This window comes from Pseudomonas sp. GW821-FHT02H09 (assembly GCF_059421425.1).
Window position 1 is genome coordinate 93,963 of record NZ_JBWKVA010000006.1, and the last position, 14,545, is coordinate 108,507.

A 14,545-nucleotide genomic window follows, 5' to 3' on the forward strand; every position below is an offset into this window, starting at 1 on the left:
ATTCACCTTCACTCATAAGCCAATGCTTAGCGAGTGGTTACTTCAGTAGCTGCGAAAAAGTACGAGATTTCGCGAGCGGCAGCGGCTTCGGAGTCCGAACCGTGCACAGCGTTGGCGTCGATGGAATCAGCGAAGTCAGCGCGGATGGTGCCGGCAGCAGCTTCTTTTGGGTTGGTAGCGCCCATCAGCTCACGGTTCAGAGCGATAGCGTTTTCGCCTTCCAGAACCTGAACGACAACCGGACCGGAGATCATGAAAGCAACCAGGTCGCCGAAGAAACCACGAGCGCTGTGCTCAGCGTAGAAGCCTTCAGCTTCAGCTTTGGACAGTTGCTTCATTTTCGAAGCTACAACGCGCAGGCCAGCTTTTTCGAAACGGGTGATGATCTCGCCAGTCACGTTTTTTGCAACTGCGTCAGGCTTGATGATGGAGAAAGTACGTTGAACAGCCATGGTGTAACTCCAGAAACGGTAATTTGCGAAAAATTAAACCCGCGAATTATACGCGGGTTTAGAGGGATTGCCTAACTGCGTAGGGTGCGTTCAGTCTGCTTCTTCGATCCAGGCAGCTTGAATGGCCTCGAGCACTTTCTCGCCACCATGCTTGGGATCGTCACTGAAATCCGGCAATTCCAGAACCCAGCGGTGCAGATCGACGAAGTTGACCGAAAGCGGATCAACATCCGGCTTGCTCTCAGCCAGCTGGATCGCGATTTCCAGTACATCAACCCATTTAAGACTCATGACGGTTCCTTGAATCAGTGCGGCGCTTCGGCTGCATGGTTAAGCGAGTATTTCGGAATTTCGACAGTCAGGTCTTCAGTCCCGACGATTGCCTGGCAGGTCAGACGCGACTGCGCTTCCAGACCCCAGGCCCGATCAAGATAGTCCTCTTCCAGCTCATCGGCCTCTTCCAGCGAGTCAAAACCTTCGCGGATGATGCAGTGACAGGTGGTGCAGGCACAGACGCCGCCGCAGGCGCTCTCGATCTCGATATGGTTGTCATGGGCCACTTCGAGGATGGACTGACCGGTCTCAGCCTCTACAACCAAACCGTCCGGGCAATGCTCGGCGTGTGGCAGAAAAATGATCTGCGGCATCAGTTATTCCTCGATTTCATTCAGGTTGCGCCCCGCCAGAGCGGCTTTCACCGTCGAGTCCAGGCGGCGGGCAGCAAAGGCATCGGTCACTTGCGACAGACGCTTGGTCTGCTGCTCGATGGCATAGCCATCGGTGCCTTGCATCAATTCAGTCAATTCTTGCATCTGCAATTCGATAACCATGCGCTCTTCGGCATCGAGCAGGCGCTCGCCGTCGACATCGAGGGCGCCCTGCACCGCTTCGATCAGACGCTGGGCATCGACTTGCTGCTCACGCAGCACCCGGGCGACCTTATCGTCGTTGGCGTACTGGAACGAATCCTTGAGCATCCGGGCGATTTCGCCGTCGGTCAGGCCGTAGGACGGCTTGACCTGGATACTGGCTTCAACGCCCGAACCCAATTCACGGGCCGCAACGCTGAGCAAGCCGTCGGCATCGACCTGGAAGGTCACACGAATTTTCGCTGCGCCAGCGACCATGGCCGGAATGCCGCGCAATTCAAAACGCGCCAGGGAGCGGCAATCGCTGATCAGCTCGCGCTCACCCTGCAACACATGAATCATCATGGCCGACTGGCCATCTTTGTACGTCGTGAAGTCCTGAGCCCGCGCGACAGGGATGGTGGTGTTGCGTGGAATCACCTTCTCCATCAACCCGCCCATGGTTTCCAGCCCCAGGGACAGCGGAATCACGTCAAGCAGCAACAGTTCGTCGCCATCACGCTTGTTGCCGGCGAGGGTATCGGCCTGGATCGCGGCTCCAATGGCCACTACTTGATCCGGATCGATCTCGGTCAACGGCTGACGAGCAAACATCTCGGCCACCGCATCACGAATACGCGGAACACGGGTAGAACCACCGACCATGACCACGGCCTGAACATCTTCCAGCTCAATACCCGAATCGCGAACAGCGCGTCGGCAAGCTTTCAGGCTTTGCGCGACCATCGGCTCGATCAGCACATCGAACGCCTGACGGCTCAATTCGGCACGCCAGTCGCCGTAGACGACTTCGACCGAATCAGATTCCGTCAGCTTTTCCTTGGCGGCACAAGCGGTTTGCAACAGGTTGCGCTGAGCACCTGGATCGAGGTCGGCGGACAAGCCGGCCTGCCCGATAATCCAGCCGGCGATCGCGTGATCGAAGTCATCGCCACCCAGGGCGCTGTCGCCGCCAGTGGCCAGCACTTCGAAAACACCGCCAGTCAGACGCAATATCGAAATATCGAAGGTACCGCCGCCCAGGTCATAGATCGCAACGACGCCTTCGGCGTGTTGATCCAGACCATAAGCCACCGCCGCAGCGGTAGGCTCGTTGAGCAGACGCAGGACATTTAGACCGGCCAGTTTGGCCGCATCCTTGGTTGCCTGACGCTGGGCATCGTCGAAATAGGCCGGAACGGTAATCACCGCGCCCACCAGCTCGCCGCCCAGAGCCAATTCGGCACGCTGACGCAGCACCTTGAGGATATCGGCGGAGACTTCGACCGGGCTTTTCGGCCCTTGCACCGTGTCGATGAACGGCATATGCGATTCGCCATCGACAAAGCGGTACGGCAATTGTTCGCCCAACAGCTTGACGTCGGACAGACCACGACCCATCAAGCGCTTGACCGACAACACGGTATTGAACGGGTCACTTGCAGCAGCCAGTTTGGCCGCCATGCCCACTTCAATGCGATCGGCGTGATAGCGAACGGCAGACGGCATTATGACCTGCCCGTCAGCGTCGGCCAGAGGTTCGGAAAGACCACTGCGCAATGCAGCGACCAGCGAATTGGTAGTGCCCAAGTCGATACCCACAGCCAGACGACGCTGGTGCGGTTGGGGACTTTGGCCGGGTTCGGCGATCTGCAGTAGGGCCATGCTTATCTGGACTTATCTGTATATCAGGCGTGCGACCGAGGCGGCACTGGGTTAATCGTCGAGGCGCTCTTCTAACTGGCGCACTTCGTAGGTGAGCTTGTCGAGGAATTGCATGCGCCGCATCAGGCGTTCGGCCTGTTCACGCTGCACTGCAACATTCCAGCAAGCCGCGAAGCTTTCGTTCAGTTCATCCTGAGCAACTTTCAAGCGACGCTTGAATACCGCAATCCCGGCCAGATCGGCACTGTCTTGCAGATCTTCGAGCTCTTCGCGCCATTGCATCTGCTGCAGAAGAAACTCGGGATCATGCACCGTGACCTCCAGCGGTAGCTCACGACCACCCATGGCGAGCAGGTATCGCGCGCGTTTCGGGGGATTCTTGAGCGTCTGGTAAGCCTCGTTGAGGCTCGCGGATTGCTCTAGCGCCAGCCGTTGCTCACGCTCGGAAGCGTCAGCGAAGCGGTCCGGATGAACGCCGCGCGCCAACTCACGGTAGCGCGTAGCCAACTGGTCGAGATCCAGACGGAAACTCGGCTGCAGTTCAAATAAAGCGAAATGACAAAGAGTACCCACGACCAGCCTCAGATGTTGAAGCTTTCGCCGCAGCCACATTCACCGCGCACGTTGGGGTTATTGAACTTGAAGCCTTCGTTCAATCCTTCCTTGACGAAATCGAGCTCGGTGCCATCCAGGTAAACCAGGCTTTTCGCGTCGATGATCACTTTAACGCCGTGACTTTCGAATACCTGATCTTCGGCGTCCGCCTTATCGACAAACTCCAGCACATAGGCAAGGCCGGAACAGCCCGTGGTGCGAACACCCAGACGAATCCCATCACCCTTGCCGCGCCCTTCAAGGGAGCGTCGTACGTGTTGAGCAGCCGCTTCTGTCATGCTGATAGCCATCGGGACTCCTTACTTGATACCAGGATCTTTGAAAACTGATCCCCGGAAAAAAACTCAGATCAAGCCTTTCTTCTGCTTGTAATCGCGAACGGCAGCCTTGATGGCGTCTTCAGCGAGTACGGAGCAGTGAATTTTTACCGGCGGCAAGGCCAGCTCTTCAGCCAGCTGAGTGTTCTTGATGGTCTCTGCTTCGTCCAGAGTCTTGCCTTTCATCCACTCGGTCGCCAGGGAGCTCGAGGCAATGGCCGAACCGCAACCATAAGTCTTGAACTTGGCGTCTTCGATGATGCCTTGTTCGTTGACCTTGATTTGCAGGCGCATTACGTCGCCGCATGCTGGAGCGCCAACCATGCCGGTGCCGACATCAGGATCTTCTGCGTCCATCTTGCCGACGTTGCGCGGGTTTTCGTAGTGGTCGATGACCTTTTCGCTGTAAGCCATGATTCTTAATCCTCACTCATCAGAGAGTCGCTCTTGAGGCTCTGTAAAAACGCGGTATTCGACATTTTTACAGAGCCCGTTTGCGGCGACTTATATTCAGTGTGCCGCCCACTCGATTTTCGAAATGTCGACGCCATCTTTGTACATGTCCCACAGCGGCGACAGAGCGCGCAACTTGGTAACGGCCTCACAAACTTTCTTCGCGGCGTAGTCGATTTCTTCTTCGGTGGTGAAACGGCCGAAGGTGAAACGGATCGAGCTGTGCGCCAGTTCGTCGTTGCGGCCCAGGGCGCGCAGAACGTACGAAGGCTCGAGGGACGCCGAGGTGCAGGCCGAACCGGAAGAAACTGCCAGATCCTTGAGTGCCATGATCAGCGACTCGCCTTCAACGTAGTTGAAGCTCAGGTTCAGGTTGTGCGGTACACGGGAAGTCATGCTGCCATTGATGTACAGCTCTTCCAGCTCTTCGACCTGCTTGAAGAAACGGTCGCTCAGGGCTTTGATTCGTACGTTTTCGGCAGCCATGTCTTCCTTGGCTACGCGGAACGCTTCGCCCATGCCAACAATCTGGTGAGTCGCCAGAGTGCCGGAACGCATGCCACGCTCGTGACCGCCGCCGTGCATGGTCGCTTCGATGCGAACACGCGGCTTGCGGCTCACGTACAGTGCGCCAATGCCTTTAGGGCCGTAGGTTTTGTGGGCAGAGAAGGACATCAGGTCGACTTTAAGCTTCGACAGGTCGATCTCGACCTTGCCGGTGGACTGCGCAGCGTCGACGTGGAACAGGATCCCTTTGGAACGGGTCAGTTCGCCGATGGCTGCGATGTCGTTGATGGTGCCAATTTCGTTGTTCACGTGCATGACCGACACCAGGATGGTGTCCTCACGCAGTGCAGCTTCAACCATTTCCGGAGTCACCAGACCATCTTCACGAGGCTCGATGTAGGTCACTTCGAAACCTTCACGCTCCAGTTGGCGCATGGTGTCGAGGACAGCCTTGTGTTCGATCTTGGTGGTGATCAGGTGCTTGCCTTTAGTGGCATAGAAATGCGCGACACCCTTGATTGCCAGGTTGTCGGACTCGGTGGCACCGGAGGTCCAGACGATTTCACGTGGGTCGGCGTTGACCAGGTCTGCGACCTGACGACGAGCGTTTTCCACGGACTCCTCGGCTTTCCAGCCGAATACGTGGGAACGGGACGCCGGGTTTCCGAAGTTTCCGTCGACCAGCAGGCATTCACTCATCTTTTGTGCGACACGCGGATCAACCGGGGTGGTCGCAGAGTAATCAAGGTAAATCGGCAATTTCATGGACTATCTCCTAAATCAGGCTGGCTGGCGTGCCGCTAGCTCTTTGGCTGTCATTCGACGGCGGACGCTTCAATCTTGTCCAGACGTGACGCCTTGCCATTACAGCGGCGCTGGTCCTGACGCTGGGCTACTTCTTGCACCTCACGGCGAGTCACAAGGTCAGCCAAGCTGATACCGCTCAGAAATTCATGGATCTGCAGGCTCAGATCGCACCACAAGTGGTGGGTCAGACAGGTGTCGCCGGAATGGCAATCGCCCTGCCCCTGGCAACGGGTTGCATCGACCGATTCGTTCACCGCATCGATCACCTGAGCGACCTGGATCCCCTGCATGTCGCGGGACAGCTGATAGCCACCACCGGGACCACGAACACTGGACACCAGATTGCTACGGCGCAATTTGGCGAAGAGTTGCTCGAGGTAGGACAGGGAGATGCCTTGGCGCTCGGAGATATCGGCCAGGGACACCGGCCCGTTTTGCGCGTGCAACGCCAGGTCAAGCATGGCGGTTACGGCGTATCGGCCTTTTGTAGTCAGTCTCATGGACAGGTACCGCGGAGGTTCGGAATGGAGGCGAGTATGCAATTCCCGAGTATTCAAGTCAACTATAAGACCTAGTGAATTACTCGGGTTTACCCGCAAAAATAGCGCGCGAATGATAGCAAAGTCCGCAGCATAATGGCACGCCAGCGACACGCGGCATTTAGCTGTAGCAGCTGGCGAAGCCTGCGTTCGAGCGCGAAGCGGTCGCAAAACCTGTATGCGAATTCTTCCGGATACACTGCGTCAACCGAATCACGACCGCTTCGCGGCCGAACGCAGTCTTCGCCAGCTGCTACAGAAAACCATGCGGTCAACTGGCCTTGCTTTCATCCTTGTTCTTTACACAGGCGAAGTCTTCTTCGCGCAGTTCGGGCAAGTCTTTGGCGCAGTAATTACTGCCCAGATCCTTGAGCGCACCACACATGCCTTCGAGACGACCGTCTACGGCCTGCAGGTGGTCGAGCAACTGACCAATGGCCCGCGCAATCGGGTCCGGCATGTCTTCGCTGACGCCATAAGCATCGAAGCCGAGTTTTTCCGCCATCGCCTTGCGCTTGGCTTCCTGCTCGTCATCGGACTTCATGATGATCCGCCCCGGTATGCCGACCACCGTTGCACCGGCCGGCACTGCCTTGGTCACCACCGCATTGGAACCAACCTTGGCCCCGGCACCGACCGTGAACGGCCCGAGAACCTTGGCGCCCGCCCCTACCACTACGCCGTCTTCCAGCGTCGGGTGGCGCTTGCCTTTATTCCAGCTGGTGCCGCCGAGGGTCACCCCCTGGTAAAGCGTGACGTCATTGCCGATCTCGGCGGTTTCGCCGATCACAATGCCCATGCCGTGGTCGATAAAGAAGCGCCGACCGACCCTGGCCCCCGGATGGATCTCGATCCCGGTCAACCAGCGACCGAAGTTCGACACTACTCGCGCCAGCCACTTCCAGCCCATCCCCCACAACGCCGATGCCAGGCGGTGAATCCAGATCGCATGCATACCGGGATAGCAGGTCAGCACCTCAAACGCATTACGCGCCGCCGGGTCACGGTGGAAAACGCTCTGGATATCTTCACGCAAACGCTCGAACATCATTAATCCTTCCGCTTAAGAAGCTCACCACGGGCCGCTTTTTGGGTTTCCGTGAGGATGCCACGCAAAATATTCATTTCCGCCCGACTGACCGAGCTTCGTCCGTACAACCGACGCAGGCGCGCCATCAAGTGTCGCGGTTTTTCAGGATCGAGAAACTCAATGGCCACCAGGGTCTGCTCCAGGTGCTCATAGAATCGCTCCAACTCATCCATGGTCGCCAACTCGCCACTCTTGGTCGACGCCACTTCTTCCTTCTCGAGCTTGCTCGGCTGGCCTTGCGCCGCCAGCCAGGACATGCGTACTTCATAGCTCAGCACCTGCACCGCCGCCCCCAGGTTCAGCGAGCTGAACTCAGGGTCCGATGGGATATGCACGTGATAATGACATCGCTGCAGCTCTTCGTTGGTCAGGCCGGAATCCTCACGACCGAACACCAGAGCAATCTCGGCGCCCTGCGCCGCTTCTTCGACCACCTTCACACCAGACTCACGCGGATCGAGCAGCGGCCAGGGAATGCGGCGATCACGGGCGCTGGTGCCGAACACCAGATTGCAGCCGACCAAGGCCTCTTCCAAGGTGGTGACGACTTGCGCATTTTCAAGGATGTCCCCGGCACCCGAGGCCCGTGCATCAGCCTCGTGGTGCGGGAACAAGCGCGGTTCGACCAGTACCAGCCGCGACAGCCCCATGTTCTTCATGGCACGCGCAGCCCCTCCGATGTTCCCCGGATGGCTGGTATTGACCAGGACGACACGAATGTTCTGCAGCAAGGGAGGCGCTCTCTGACAGGGAAATGGGGAGCAAATCTTACAGAGCATCAGAGTGTCCCGCCTCAAAAATAACTGTTCACTTTTGACGGCGTTCAATGTCGGCATGCTGCGTTGCCGCTTCCCCCATAGCAAGCCATGAGTCGGCGCGGCGCCTTGCCTGCCAACATTGACCACTCGTCAAAATATGAACGTATTTCCGAGGCGGGACACACCGTTAAGCTATGAAAGCGAACGTCGACCTTCATCTGTAGAAAGTTTCTGATAGAATGCCCGGCTTTCTTTAACAACCTTAGGTGACACATCCATGCAGCCCATGCTGAATATCGCGCTGCGCGCCGCCCGCAGCGCCAGTGAATTGATTTTCCGCTCCATCGAGCGCCTGGATACCATCAAGGTCGACGAAAAAGACGCCAAGGACTACGTGTCCGAAGTGGATCGCGCTGCCGAGCAGAAGATCATCGACGCGTTGCGCAAGGCTTACCCGACTCACGCCATCCTCGGCGAAGAGACCGGTATGCACGCCGGTAGCGGCGAAGGTGAAGAATACCTGTGGATCATCGACCCACTGGACGGCACCACCAACTTCCTGCGCGGTGTTCCGCACTTCGCTGTCAGCATCGCCTGCAAATACCGTGGCCGCCTGGAACACGCAGTGGTTCTGGACCCGGTTCGCCAGGAAGAATTCACCGCCAGCCGTGGTCGCGGCGCTCAGCTCAACGGCCGTCGCCTGCGTGTCAGCGGTCGCACCAGCCTTGAAGGCGCCCTGCTAGGCACGGGCTTCCCGTTCCGTGATGACCAGATGGACAACCTCGACAACTACCTGGGCATGTTCCGCAGCCTGGTTGGCCAGACCGCCGGCATTCGCCGCGCCGGTGCCGCCAGCCTCGACCTGGCCTACGTTGCCGCTGGTCGCTACGACGCGTTCTGGGAGTCAGGCCTGTCCGAGTGGGACATGGCTGCAGGCGCCCTGCTGATCCAGGAAGCTGGCGGCCTGGTGAGCGACTTCACCGGCGGTCACGACTTCCTTGAAAAAGGCCACGTTGTTGCCGGCAACACCAAATGCTTCAAGGCTGTACTGACGGCCATCCAGCCGCACCTGCCGGCTTCGCTGAAACGCTAAGCATCAGGCAAAAAAAAAGCACCCTTCGGGGTGCTTTTTTTATGACCAGGATTTGGGTATTAAACTTGCACACCACAACCCCTGCAGGAGCGAGCTTGCTCCGGGCGGCGTTCCGACGATGGACTCAAAGGCGACGCGTTTATTCAGAAAACGCGCGTTATCGGTAACGTATATCGCGAGCAAGCTCGCTCCTACATTATTAGATCCCGAGCATTAGATCCCCAGCGCATTCGCTTACTGGGCAGGCTGGTTCTGACCGAGAATCAGCTGACCGTCTTTGTTGACCGGAATCTGGTTGCCTGGATCACGATCCATACGCACCTTGCCTTCCTTGCCATTCAACGAATACCTCACGTCATAACCCACGACCTTGTCGCTGATGTCATTGACCGTGTTGCAGCGAGTCTGAGTCGTGGTGTAGGTGTCCTTGTTCTGCATGTTTTCCTGGACCTTGTTGCCGGCATAACCGCCGCCAACTGCACCTGCGACGGTGGCGAGCTTCTTGCCATTACCGCCACCCACCATGTTGCCCAACAAACCACCGCCGACAGCACCGATCACCGTCCCCAGGATCTGGTGTTGATCCTTCACTGGCGCCTGCCGGGTCACGGCGACATCCCTGCAAACCTCACGTGGAGTCTTGATCTGTTGTTTGACCGGCTCAACAGCCAGCACTTGCGCATACTCAGGGCCGCTTTTAACCAGCTTATAGGTGGCAACAGCACCCCCGGCAGTAACACCGACAGCACCCAGTACCGCACCAACCAGTAACGACTTGTTCATCATGAACCTCCTGACCATCACAAGCGGGACATGCCCGCGCTTCTCCTAGCCTTGGAGCACAAAAAAAGGCGCGAGTTCAATACTCGCGCCTTTTTGGATGGAGCCAGAGAGACAATTACCGTTATGGGCGGTCGTCGACTTCCTTCTCGGTATTAGCCGGAGGAATCAAATCCTCGGTGCTCAGGCTCAGCCAGATCAGCACCACGTTGGCGATGTAGATCGACGAGTAAGTACCCGCCAGAACACCGATAAACAGGGCGATGGAGAAGCCGAACAGGTTGTCGCCACCAAAGAACAGCAGAGCGGTGATCGCCAGCAAGGTGGAGATCGACGTGGCCATGGTCCGCAGCAAGGTTTGCGTGGTCGAGATGTTGATGTTCTCGATCAGGCTGGCCTTGCGCAGCACACGGAAGTTCTCACGAACCCGGTCGAATACCACGATGGTGTCGTTGAGCGAGTAACCGATGATCGCCAGTACCGCCGCCAAAACCGTCAGGTCGAAGGTGACCTGGAAGAACGAGAGTATACCCACGGTCACGATCACGTCGTGGATCAGTGAGACAATGGCACCGACCGCGAACTTCCACTGAAAGCGGAAAGCCAGGTAGATCAGGATACCGCCCAGCGCCATCAGCATGCCGAGGCCGCCCTGGTCGCGCAGTTCTTCACCGACCTGCGGGCCGACGAACTCGACACGCTTGACCTGAGCCGGGTTGTCGCCGCCGACTTTCTGCAGCGCTTCAGCCACCTGGTGACCCAGTTGCGGGTCTTCGCCAGGCATGCGCACCAGCAGATCGGTGGTTGCACCGAAGTTCTGCACGATGGCTTCGTGATAACCGGCTGTAACCAGTTGCTCACGCACCTTGGTGACATCGGCCGGACGCTCGTAGGTCAGCTCGATGAGCGTACCGCCGGTGAAGTCCAGGCCCCAGTTCATGCCCTTATGAAAGACACTGAACATTGCCAGTGCGGTAAGGAACAATGTGACGCCGAACGCAAAGTTGCGAACGCCCATGAAGTTGATTGTACGTAACATGGCAGCCCCTTAAATCCACAACTTCTTGAAGTCACGACCGCCGAAGATCAGGTTGACCATCGCGCGGGTCACCATGATGGCCGTGAACATCGAGGTAAAGATCCCGAGGGACATGGTCACGGCGAAACCCTTGACCGGGCCGGTGCCCATGGCAAAGAGAATCCCGCCGACCAACAGTGTTGTCAGGTTGGCGTCGAGAATCGCGGTGAATGCCCGGCCGAAGCCTTCGTTGATTGCCCGTTGCACGGTCATGCCGGCAGCGATCTCTTCACGTATCCGCGAGAAGATCAGTACGTTGGCGTCGACCGCCATACCCATGGTCAAAACGATACCGGCGATACCTGGCAGGGTCAGCGTCGCACCCAGCAAGGACATCAAGGCCAGCAGCATCACCATGTTCACCGCCAGTGCGACCGTGGCAATGACGCCGAAGAAGCGGTAAATAGCCATGATAAACAGCGAAACGAACAGCATGCCCCACAGGGATGCATCGATACCTTTGGTGATGTTGTCAGCACCCAGGCTCGGACCGATAGTGCGTTCTTCAGCGAAGTACATCGGCGCCGCCAGACCACCGGCACGCAGCAACAGTGCCAGCTCGGAAGACTCGCCCTGACCGTTCAGGCCAGTGATGCGGAACTGCGCACCCAGTGGCGACTGAATGGTCGCCAGGCTGATGATCTTCTTCTCTTCTTTAAACGTCTGAACCGGCACGTCTTTCTCGACGCCGTTGACCACTTGCTTGACGTAAGTGGTGACCGGACGCTGTTCGATGAAGATCACCGCCATGCTGCGACCGACGTTGCTGCGAGTCGCACGACTCATCAGCTCGCCGCCGTGGCCATCCAGACGGATGTTCACTTCTGGTGTGCCGTGCTCGCCGAAGCCCGCCTTGGCGTCAGTCACCTGGTCACCCGTGATGATCAGGCCACGCTCGATCAGCGCTGGAGGACGCTTGCCTTCACGGAACTCGAACTCCTCGGAAGTGGCTTTCGAAGCGCCAGGCTCAGCCGCCAGACGGAACTCAAGGTTGGCCGTCTTGCCGAGGATTCGCTTGGCTTCGGCAGTATCCTGCACGCCCGGCAGCTCAACCACGATACGGTTAGGCCCCTGGCGCTGAACGATAGGCTCGGCAACACCCAGCTCGTTGACGCGGTTACGTACCGTGGTCAAGTTCTGCTTGATGGAGTATTCACGGATTTCCGCCAGCTTGGCCGGGGTCATCGCCAGACGCAGCACCGGCTGACCATTGAGGTCGGCTGGAACAATGTCGAAATCTTTGAAATTCTTGCGAACCAGTGCACGGGCCTCTTCGCGGGAAGCATCATCACTGAAGCCCAGCTGAATGGCACCGCCGAGTTGCGGCAGACTGCGATAGCGCACACGCTCCTTACGCAGCAGGCTCTTGACGTCGCCTTCGTAGACTTTCAGGCGTGCATCGAGGGCTTTTTCCATGTCCACTTCCAGCAGGAAGTGCACACCACCAGACAAGTCCAGACCCAGCTTCATCGGATGCGCGCCAAGGCTGCGCAGCCATTTTGGCGTGGTCTGTGCCAGGTTCAGTGCAACAACATAGTCATCACCCAACGCCTTGCGCACGATGTCTTTGGCTGGAAGCTGATCTTCCTGCCTGTTCAGACGCAACAGGCCGCCCTTGCCGTTCGCGGCCAGAGAGGAGGCCTTTACAGTGATCCCGGCATCGGCAAGCGCTTTGCTTACGCGATCCAGATCGGCCTGATTGACCTGCAGCGCAGTACTTGCGCCACTGACCTGAATGGCCGGATCGTCAGGATATAAATTGGGAGCGGAATAAATAGAGCCGATCGCCAGCACCGCCAGGATCAGTATGTATTTCCACAGAGGGTATTTGTTCAGCATCACGCCGCCCGCTTATGACGCGGGGCGCCTTGCGCGCCCCGTCGATTGGTAAAAGATGAAACTTAGATCGCTTTCAGCGTGCCTTTTGGCAGCGTGGCAGCGATAGCGCCTTTCTGGAACTTCAACTCTACCGAGTCGGAAACTTCGAGAACAACGAAATCATCAGCTACTTTGGTGATCTTGCCGGCGATACCGCCAGAGGTCACAACTTCGTCACCTTTTTGCAAGTTACCGAGCAGGTTCTTCTGCTCTTTGGCGCGCTTGGCCTGTGGACGCCAGATCATCAGATAGAAGATGACCAGGAAGCCGACCAGGAAAATCCACTCAAAACCGCCGCCCATCGGGCCAGCAGCGGCAGGTGCACCAGCATCCGCGAAAGCGGCAGGGATCAAAAAGCTCATACAGCACTCCAGTTGCAAAAATTGATCTTAAAACCGTCAAATATCGGCTGCGCTCGTCCATGCTGCGTTGAAAGCAGGCTCAGAATGCTCATTTACTGACGTAAACTCCGCATTTTCGCCGGCTTTCGCCTTGTCTGAACTTCGACTGCCTAAATATTGAACAGGTTTTCGGGTCAGAAAACTTAGTCCAGAGGCGGAACAGGTAACCCGCGTTTGGCATAGAAGGCATCAACAAAGGCGGCCAATGTACCCTGTTGAATAGACTCGCGCAAACCAGCCATAAGCACCTGGTAATGGCGCAAATTGTGGATCGTATTCAACATGCTACCCAGCATTTCGCCGCACTTGTCCAGATGATGCAGGTAAGCGCGGGAGAAGTTCTGGCAGGTATAGCAATCACAGGTCGGATCCAGCGGCGAATCATCATGACGATGGAACGCATTGCGGATCTTCAGCACGCCAGTATCAATGAACAGATGCCCATTGCGGGCATTGCGGGTTGGCATCACGCAATCGAACATGTCCACACCGCGGCGCACACCCTCAACCAGATCTTCCGGTTTGCCAACACCCATAAGGTAACGAGGTTTGTCTGCGGGCATCAAGCCTGGCAGGTAATCCAGCACCTTGATCATTTCGTGCTTGGGCTCGCCCACCGACAAACCGCCAATGGCCAGGCCATCGAAGCCGATCTTGTCCAGGCCTTCCAGGGAGCGCATGCGCAGGTCCTGGTGCATACCGCCCTGAACGATACCGAACAGTGCAGCGGTATTGTCGGCATGGGCATTCTTCGAACGCTGAGCCCAGCGCAACGACAGCTCCATGGACACCCGAGCAACGTCTTCATCGGCCGGATACGGCGTGCATTCGTCGAAAATCATTACGATATCCGAGCCCAGATCGCGCTGAACCTGCATCGACTCTTCCGGACCCATGAACACTTTCGCGCCATCGACCGGCGAGGCGAAGGTCACGCCCTCCTCCTTGATCTTGCGCATGGCGCCCAGGCTGAACACCTGGAAACCACCGGAGTCGGTCAGAATCGGGCCTTTCCACTGCATGAAGTCATGCAGGTCGCCGTGCTTCTTGATCACTTCAGTGCCAGGGCGCAGCCACAGGTGAAAAGTGTTGCCAAGGATGATTTCAGCACCGGTAGCGGAGATATCCCGCGGCAGCATGCCCTTGACCGTGCCGTAAGTGCCGACCGGCATGAACGCTGGGGTTTCAACGGTACCGCGGGGAAAGGTCAGACGACCACGACGAGCCTTGCCATCAGTGGCGAGCAACTCAAAAGACATACGAC

At 57.6% G+C, this 14,545-nt stretch carries 17 protein-coding genes; 1 reads left to right on the forward strand and 16 read right to left on the reverse strand.

The window, feature by feature from the left end; all coding sequences use genetic code 11:
- Positions 1 to 26: 26 nt before the first annotated feature.
- The 11 genes from ndk to trmJ form a co-directional block, all read right to left on the reverse strand.
- Positions 27 to 452 carry a nucleoside-diphosphate kinase gene (gene ndk, locus AC07VR_RS09730; RefSeq protein WP_347901853.1) on the reverse strand — a complete coding sequence of 142 codons (426 nt, stop codon included), beginning with the start codon at positions 450 to 452 and terminating at the stop codon, positions 27 to 29.
- A gap of 90 nt (positions 453 to 542) precedes the next feature.
- Positions 543 to 743, reverse strand: coding sequence for a Fe-S cluster assembly protein IscX (gene iscX / locus AC07VR_RS09735; RefSeq protein WP_419118411.1), 201 nt, complete (start codon positions 741 to 743; stop codon positions 543 to 545).
- Positions 744 to 757: 14 nt separating this feature from the next.
- Positions 758 to 1,099, reverse strand: coding sequence for an ISC system 2Fe-2S type ferredoxin (fdx, locus tag AC07VR_RS09740; RefSeq protein WP_494991928.1), 342 nt, complete (start codon positions 1,097 to 1,099; stop codon positions 758 to 760).
- Between the two features lie 3 nt (positions 1,100 to 1,102).
- Positions 1,103 to 2,965 (reverse strand): Fe-S protein assembly chaperone HscA, encoded by a 1,863-nt coding sequence (gene hscA, locus AC07VR_RS09745; RefSeq protein ID WP_495011134.1) that lies wholly within the window; start codon positions 2,963 to 2,965, stop codon positions 1,103 to 1,105.
- Between the two features lie 51 nt (positions 2,966 to 3,016).
- A complete protein-coding gene (gene hscB / locus AC07VR_RS09750; RefSeq protein ID WP_494991926.1) occupies positions 3,017 to 3,538 on the reverse strand; it encodes a co-chaperone HscB in 522 nt (173 codons plus the stop codon).
- Between the two features lie 8 nt (positions 3,539 to 3,546).
- Complete coding sequence (gene iscA / locus AC07VR_RS09755; protein ID WP_494991925.1) at positions 3,547 to 3,870, reverse strand: iron-sulfur cluster assembly protein IscA; 324 nt, start codon at positions 3,868 to 3,870, stop codon at positions 3,547 to 3,549.
- Between the two features lie 54 nt (positions 3,871 to 3,924).
- On the reverse strand, positions 3,925 to 4,311 hold the full coding sequence (gene iscU / locus AC07VR_RS09760; protein WP_003443374.1) for a Fe-S cluster assembly scaffold IscU: 387 nt from the start codon (positions 4,309 to 4,311) through the stop codon (positions 3,925 to 3,927).
- A 96-nt stretch (positions 4,312 to 4,407) separates the two neighbouring features.
- Positions 4,408 to 5,622: an IscS subfamily cysteine desulfurase gene (locus tag AC07VR_RS09765; RefSeq protein ID WP_494991924.1), complete on the reverse strand. Its 1,215-nt coding sequence runs from the start codon at positions 5,620 to 5,622 to the stop codon at positions 4,408 to 4,410.
- Between the two features lie 50 nt (positions 5,623 to 5,672).
- A complete protein-coding gene (iscR, locus tag AC07VR_RS09770; protein WP_494991923.1) occupies positions 5,673 to 6,164 on the reverse strand; it encodes a Fe-S cluster assembly transcriptional regulator IscR in 492 nt (163 codons plus the stop codon).
- A gap of 310 nt (positions 6,165 to 6,474) precedes the next feature.
- Complete coding sequence (cysE, locus tag AC07VR_RS09775; RefSeq protein ID WP_494991922.1) at positions 6,475 to 7,251, reverse strand: serine O-acetyltransferase; 777 nt, start codon at positions 7,249 to 7,251, stop codon at positions 6,475 to 6,477.
- A gap of 2 nt (positions 7,252 to 7,253) precedes the next feature.
- A complete protein-coding gene (gene trmJ, locus AC07VR_RS09780; RefSeq protein ID WP_494991921.1) occupies positions 7,254 to 8,024 on the reverse strand; it encodes a tRNA (cytosine(32)/uridine(32)-2'-O)-methyltransferase TrmJ in 771 nt (256 codons plus the stop codon).
- A 304-nt stretch (positions 8,025 to 8,328) separates the two neighbouring features.
- Between trmJ and suhB the strand changes: the two genes are divergently transcribed.
- A complete protein-coding gene (suhB, locus tag AC07VR_RS09785; RefSeq protein ID WP_494991920.1) occupies positions 8,329 to 9,144 on the forward strand; it encodes a type III secretion system regulator SuhB in 816 nt (271 codons plus the stop codon).
- 234 nt (positions 9,145 to 9,378) lie between these two features.
- Here suhB and AC07VR_RS09790 read toward each other — a convergent pair whose 3' ends face one another.
- The 5 genes from AC07VR_RS09790 to tgt all read right to left on the reverse strand — a co-directional run bounded on the left by AC07VR_RS09790 (position 9,379) and on the right by tgt (position 14,540).
- Complete coding sequence (locus AC07VR_RS09790; protein ID WP_494991919.1) at positions 9,379 to 9,927, reverse strand: glycine zipper 2TM domain-containing protein; 549 nt, start codon at positions 9,925 to 9,927, stop codon at positions 9,379 to 9,381.
- A 121-nt stretch (positions 9,928 to 10,048) separates the two neighbouring features.
- The gene (secF, locus tag AC07VR_RS09795; RefSeq protein WP_495011135.1) at positions 10,049 to 10,963 is read right to left on the reverse strand and encodes a protein translocase subunit SecF; all 915 of its coding nucleotides are present in this window, start codon (positions 10,961 to 10,963) and stop codon (positions 10,049 to 10,051) included.
- A 9-nt stretch (positions 10,964 to 10,972) separates the two neighbouring features.
- Positions 10,973 to 12,841, reverse strand: a complete 1,869-nt coding sequence (gene secD / locus AC07VR_RS09800; RefSeq protein WP_494991917.1) for a protein translocase subunit SecD — start codon at positions 12,839 to 12,841, stop codon at positions 10,973 to 10,975.
- A 62-nt stretch (positions 12,842 to 12,903) separates the two neighbouring features.
- Positions 12,904 to 13,242, reverse strand: a complete 339-nt coding sequence (gene yajC / locus AC07VR_RS09805) for a preprotein translocase subunit YajC (protein WP_495011136.1) — start codon at positions 13,240 to 13,242, stop codon at positions 12,904 to 12,906.
- Positions 13,243 to 13,424: 182 nt separating this feature from the next.
- Entirely contained in the window at positions 13,425 to 14,540 is a 1,116-nt protein-coding gene (gene tgt / locus AC07VR_RS09810; protein ID WP_494992141.1) for a tRNA guanosine(34) transglycosylase Tgt, read from the reverse strand.
- Between the last annotated feature and the right edge of the window lie 5 nt (positions 14,541 to 14,545).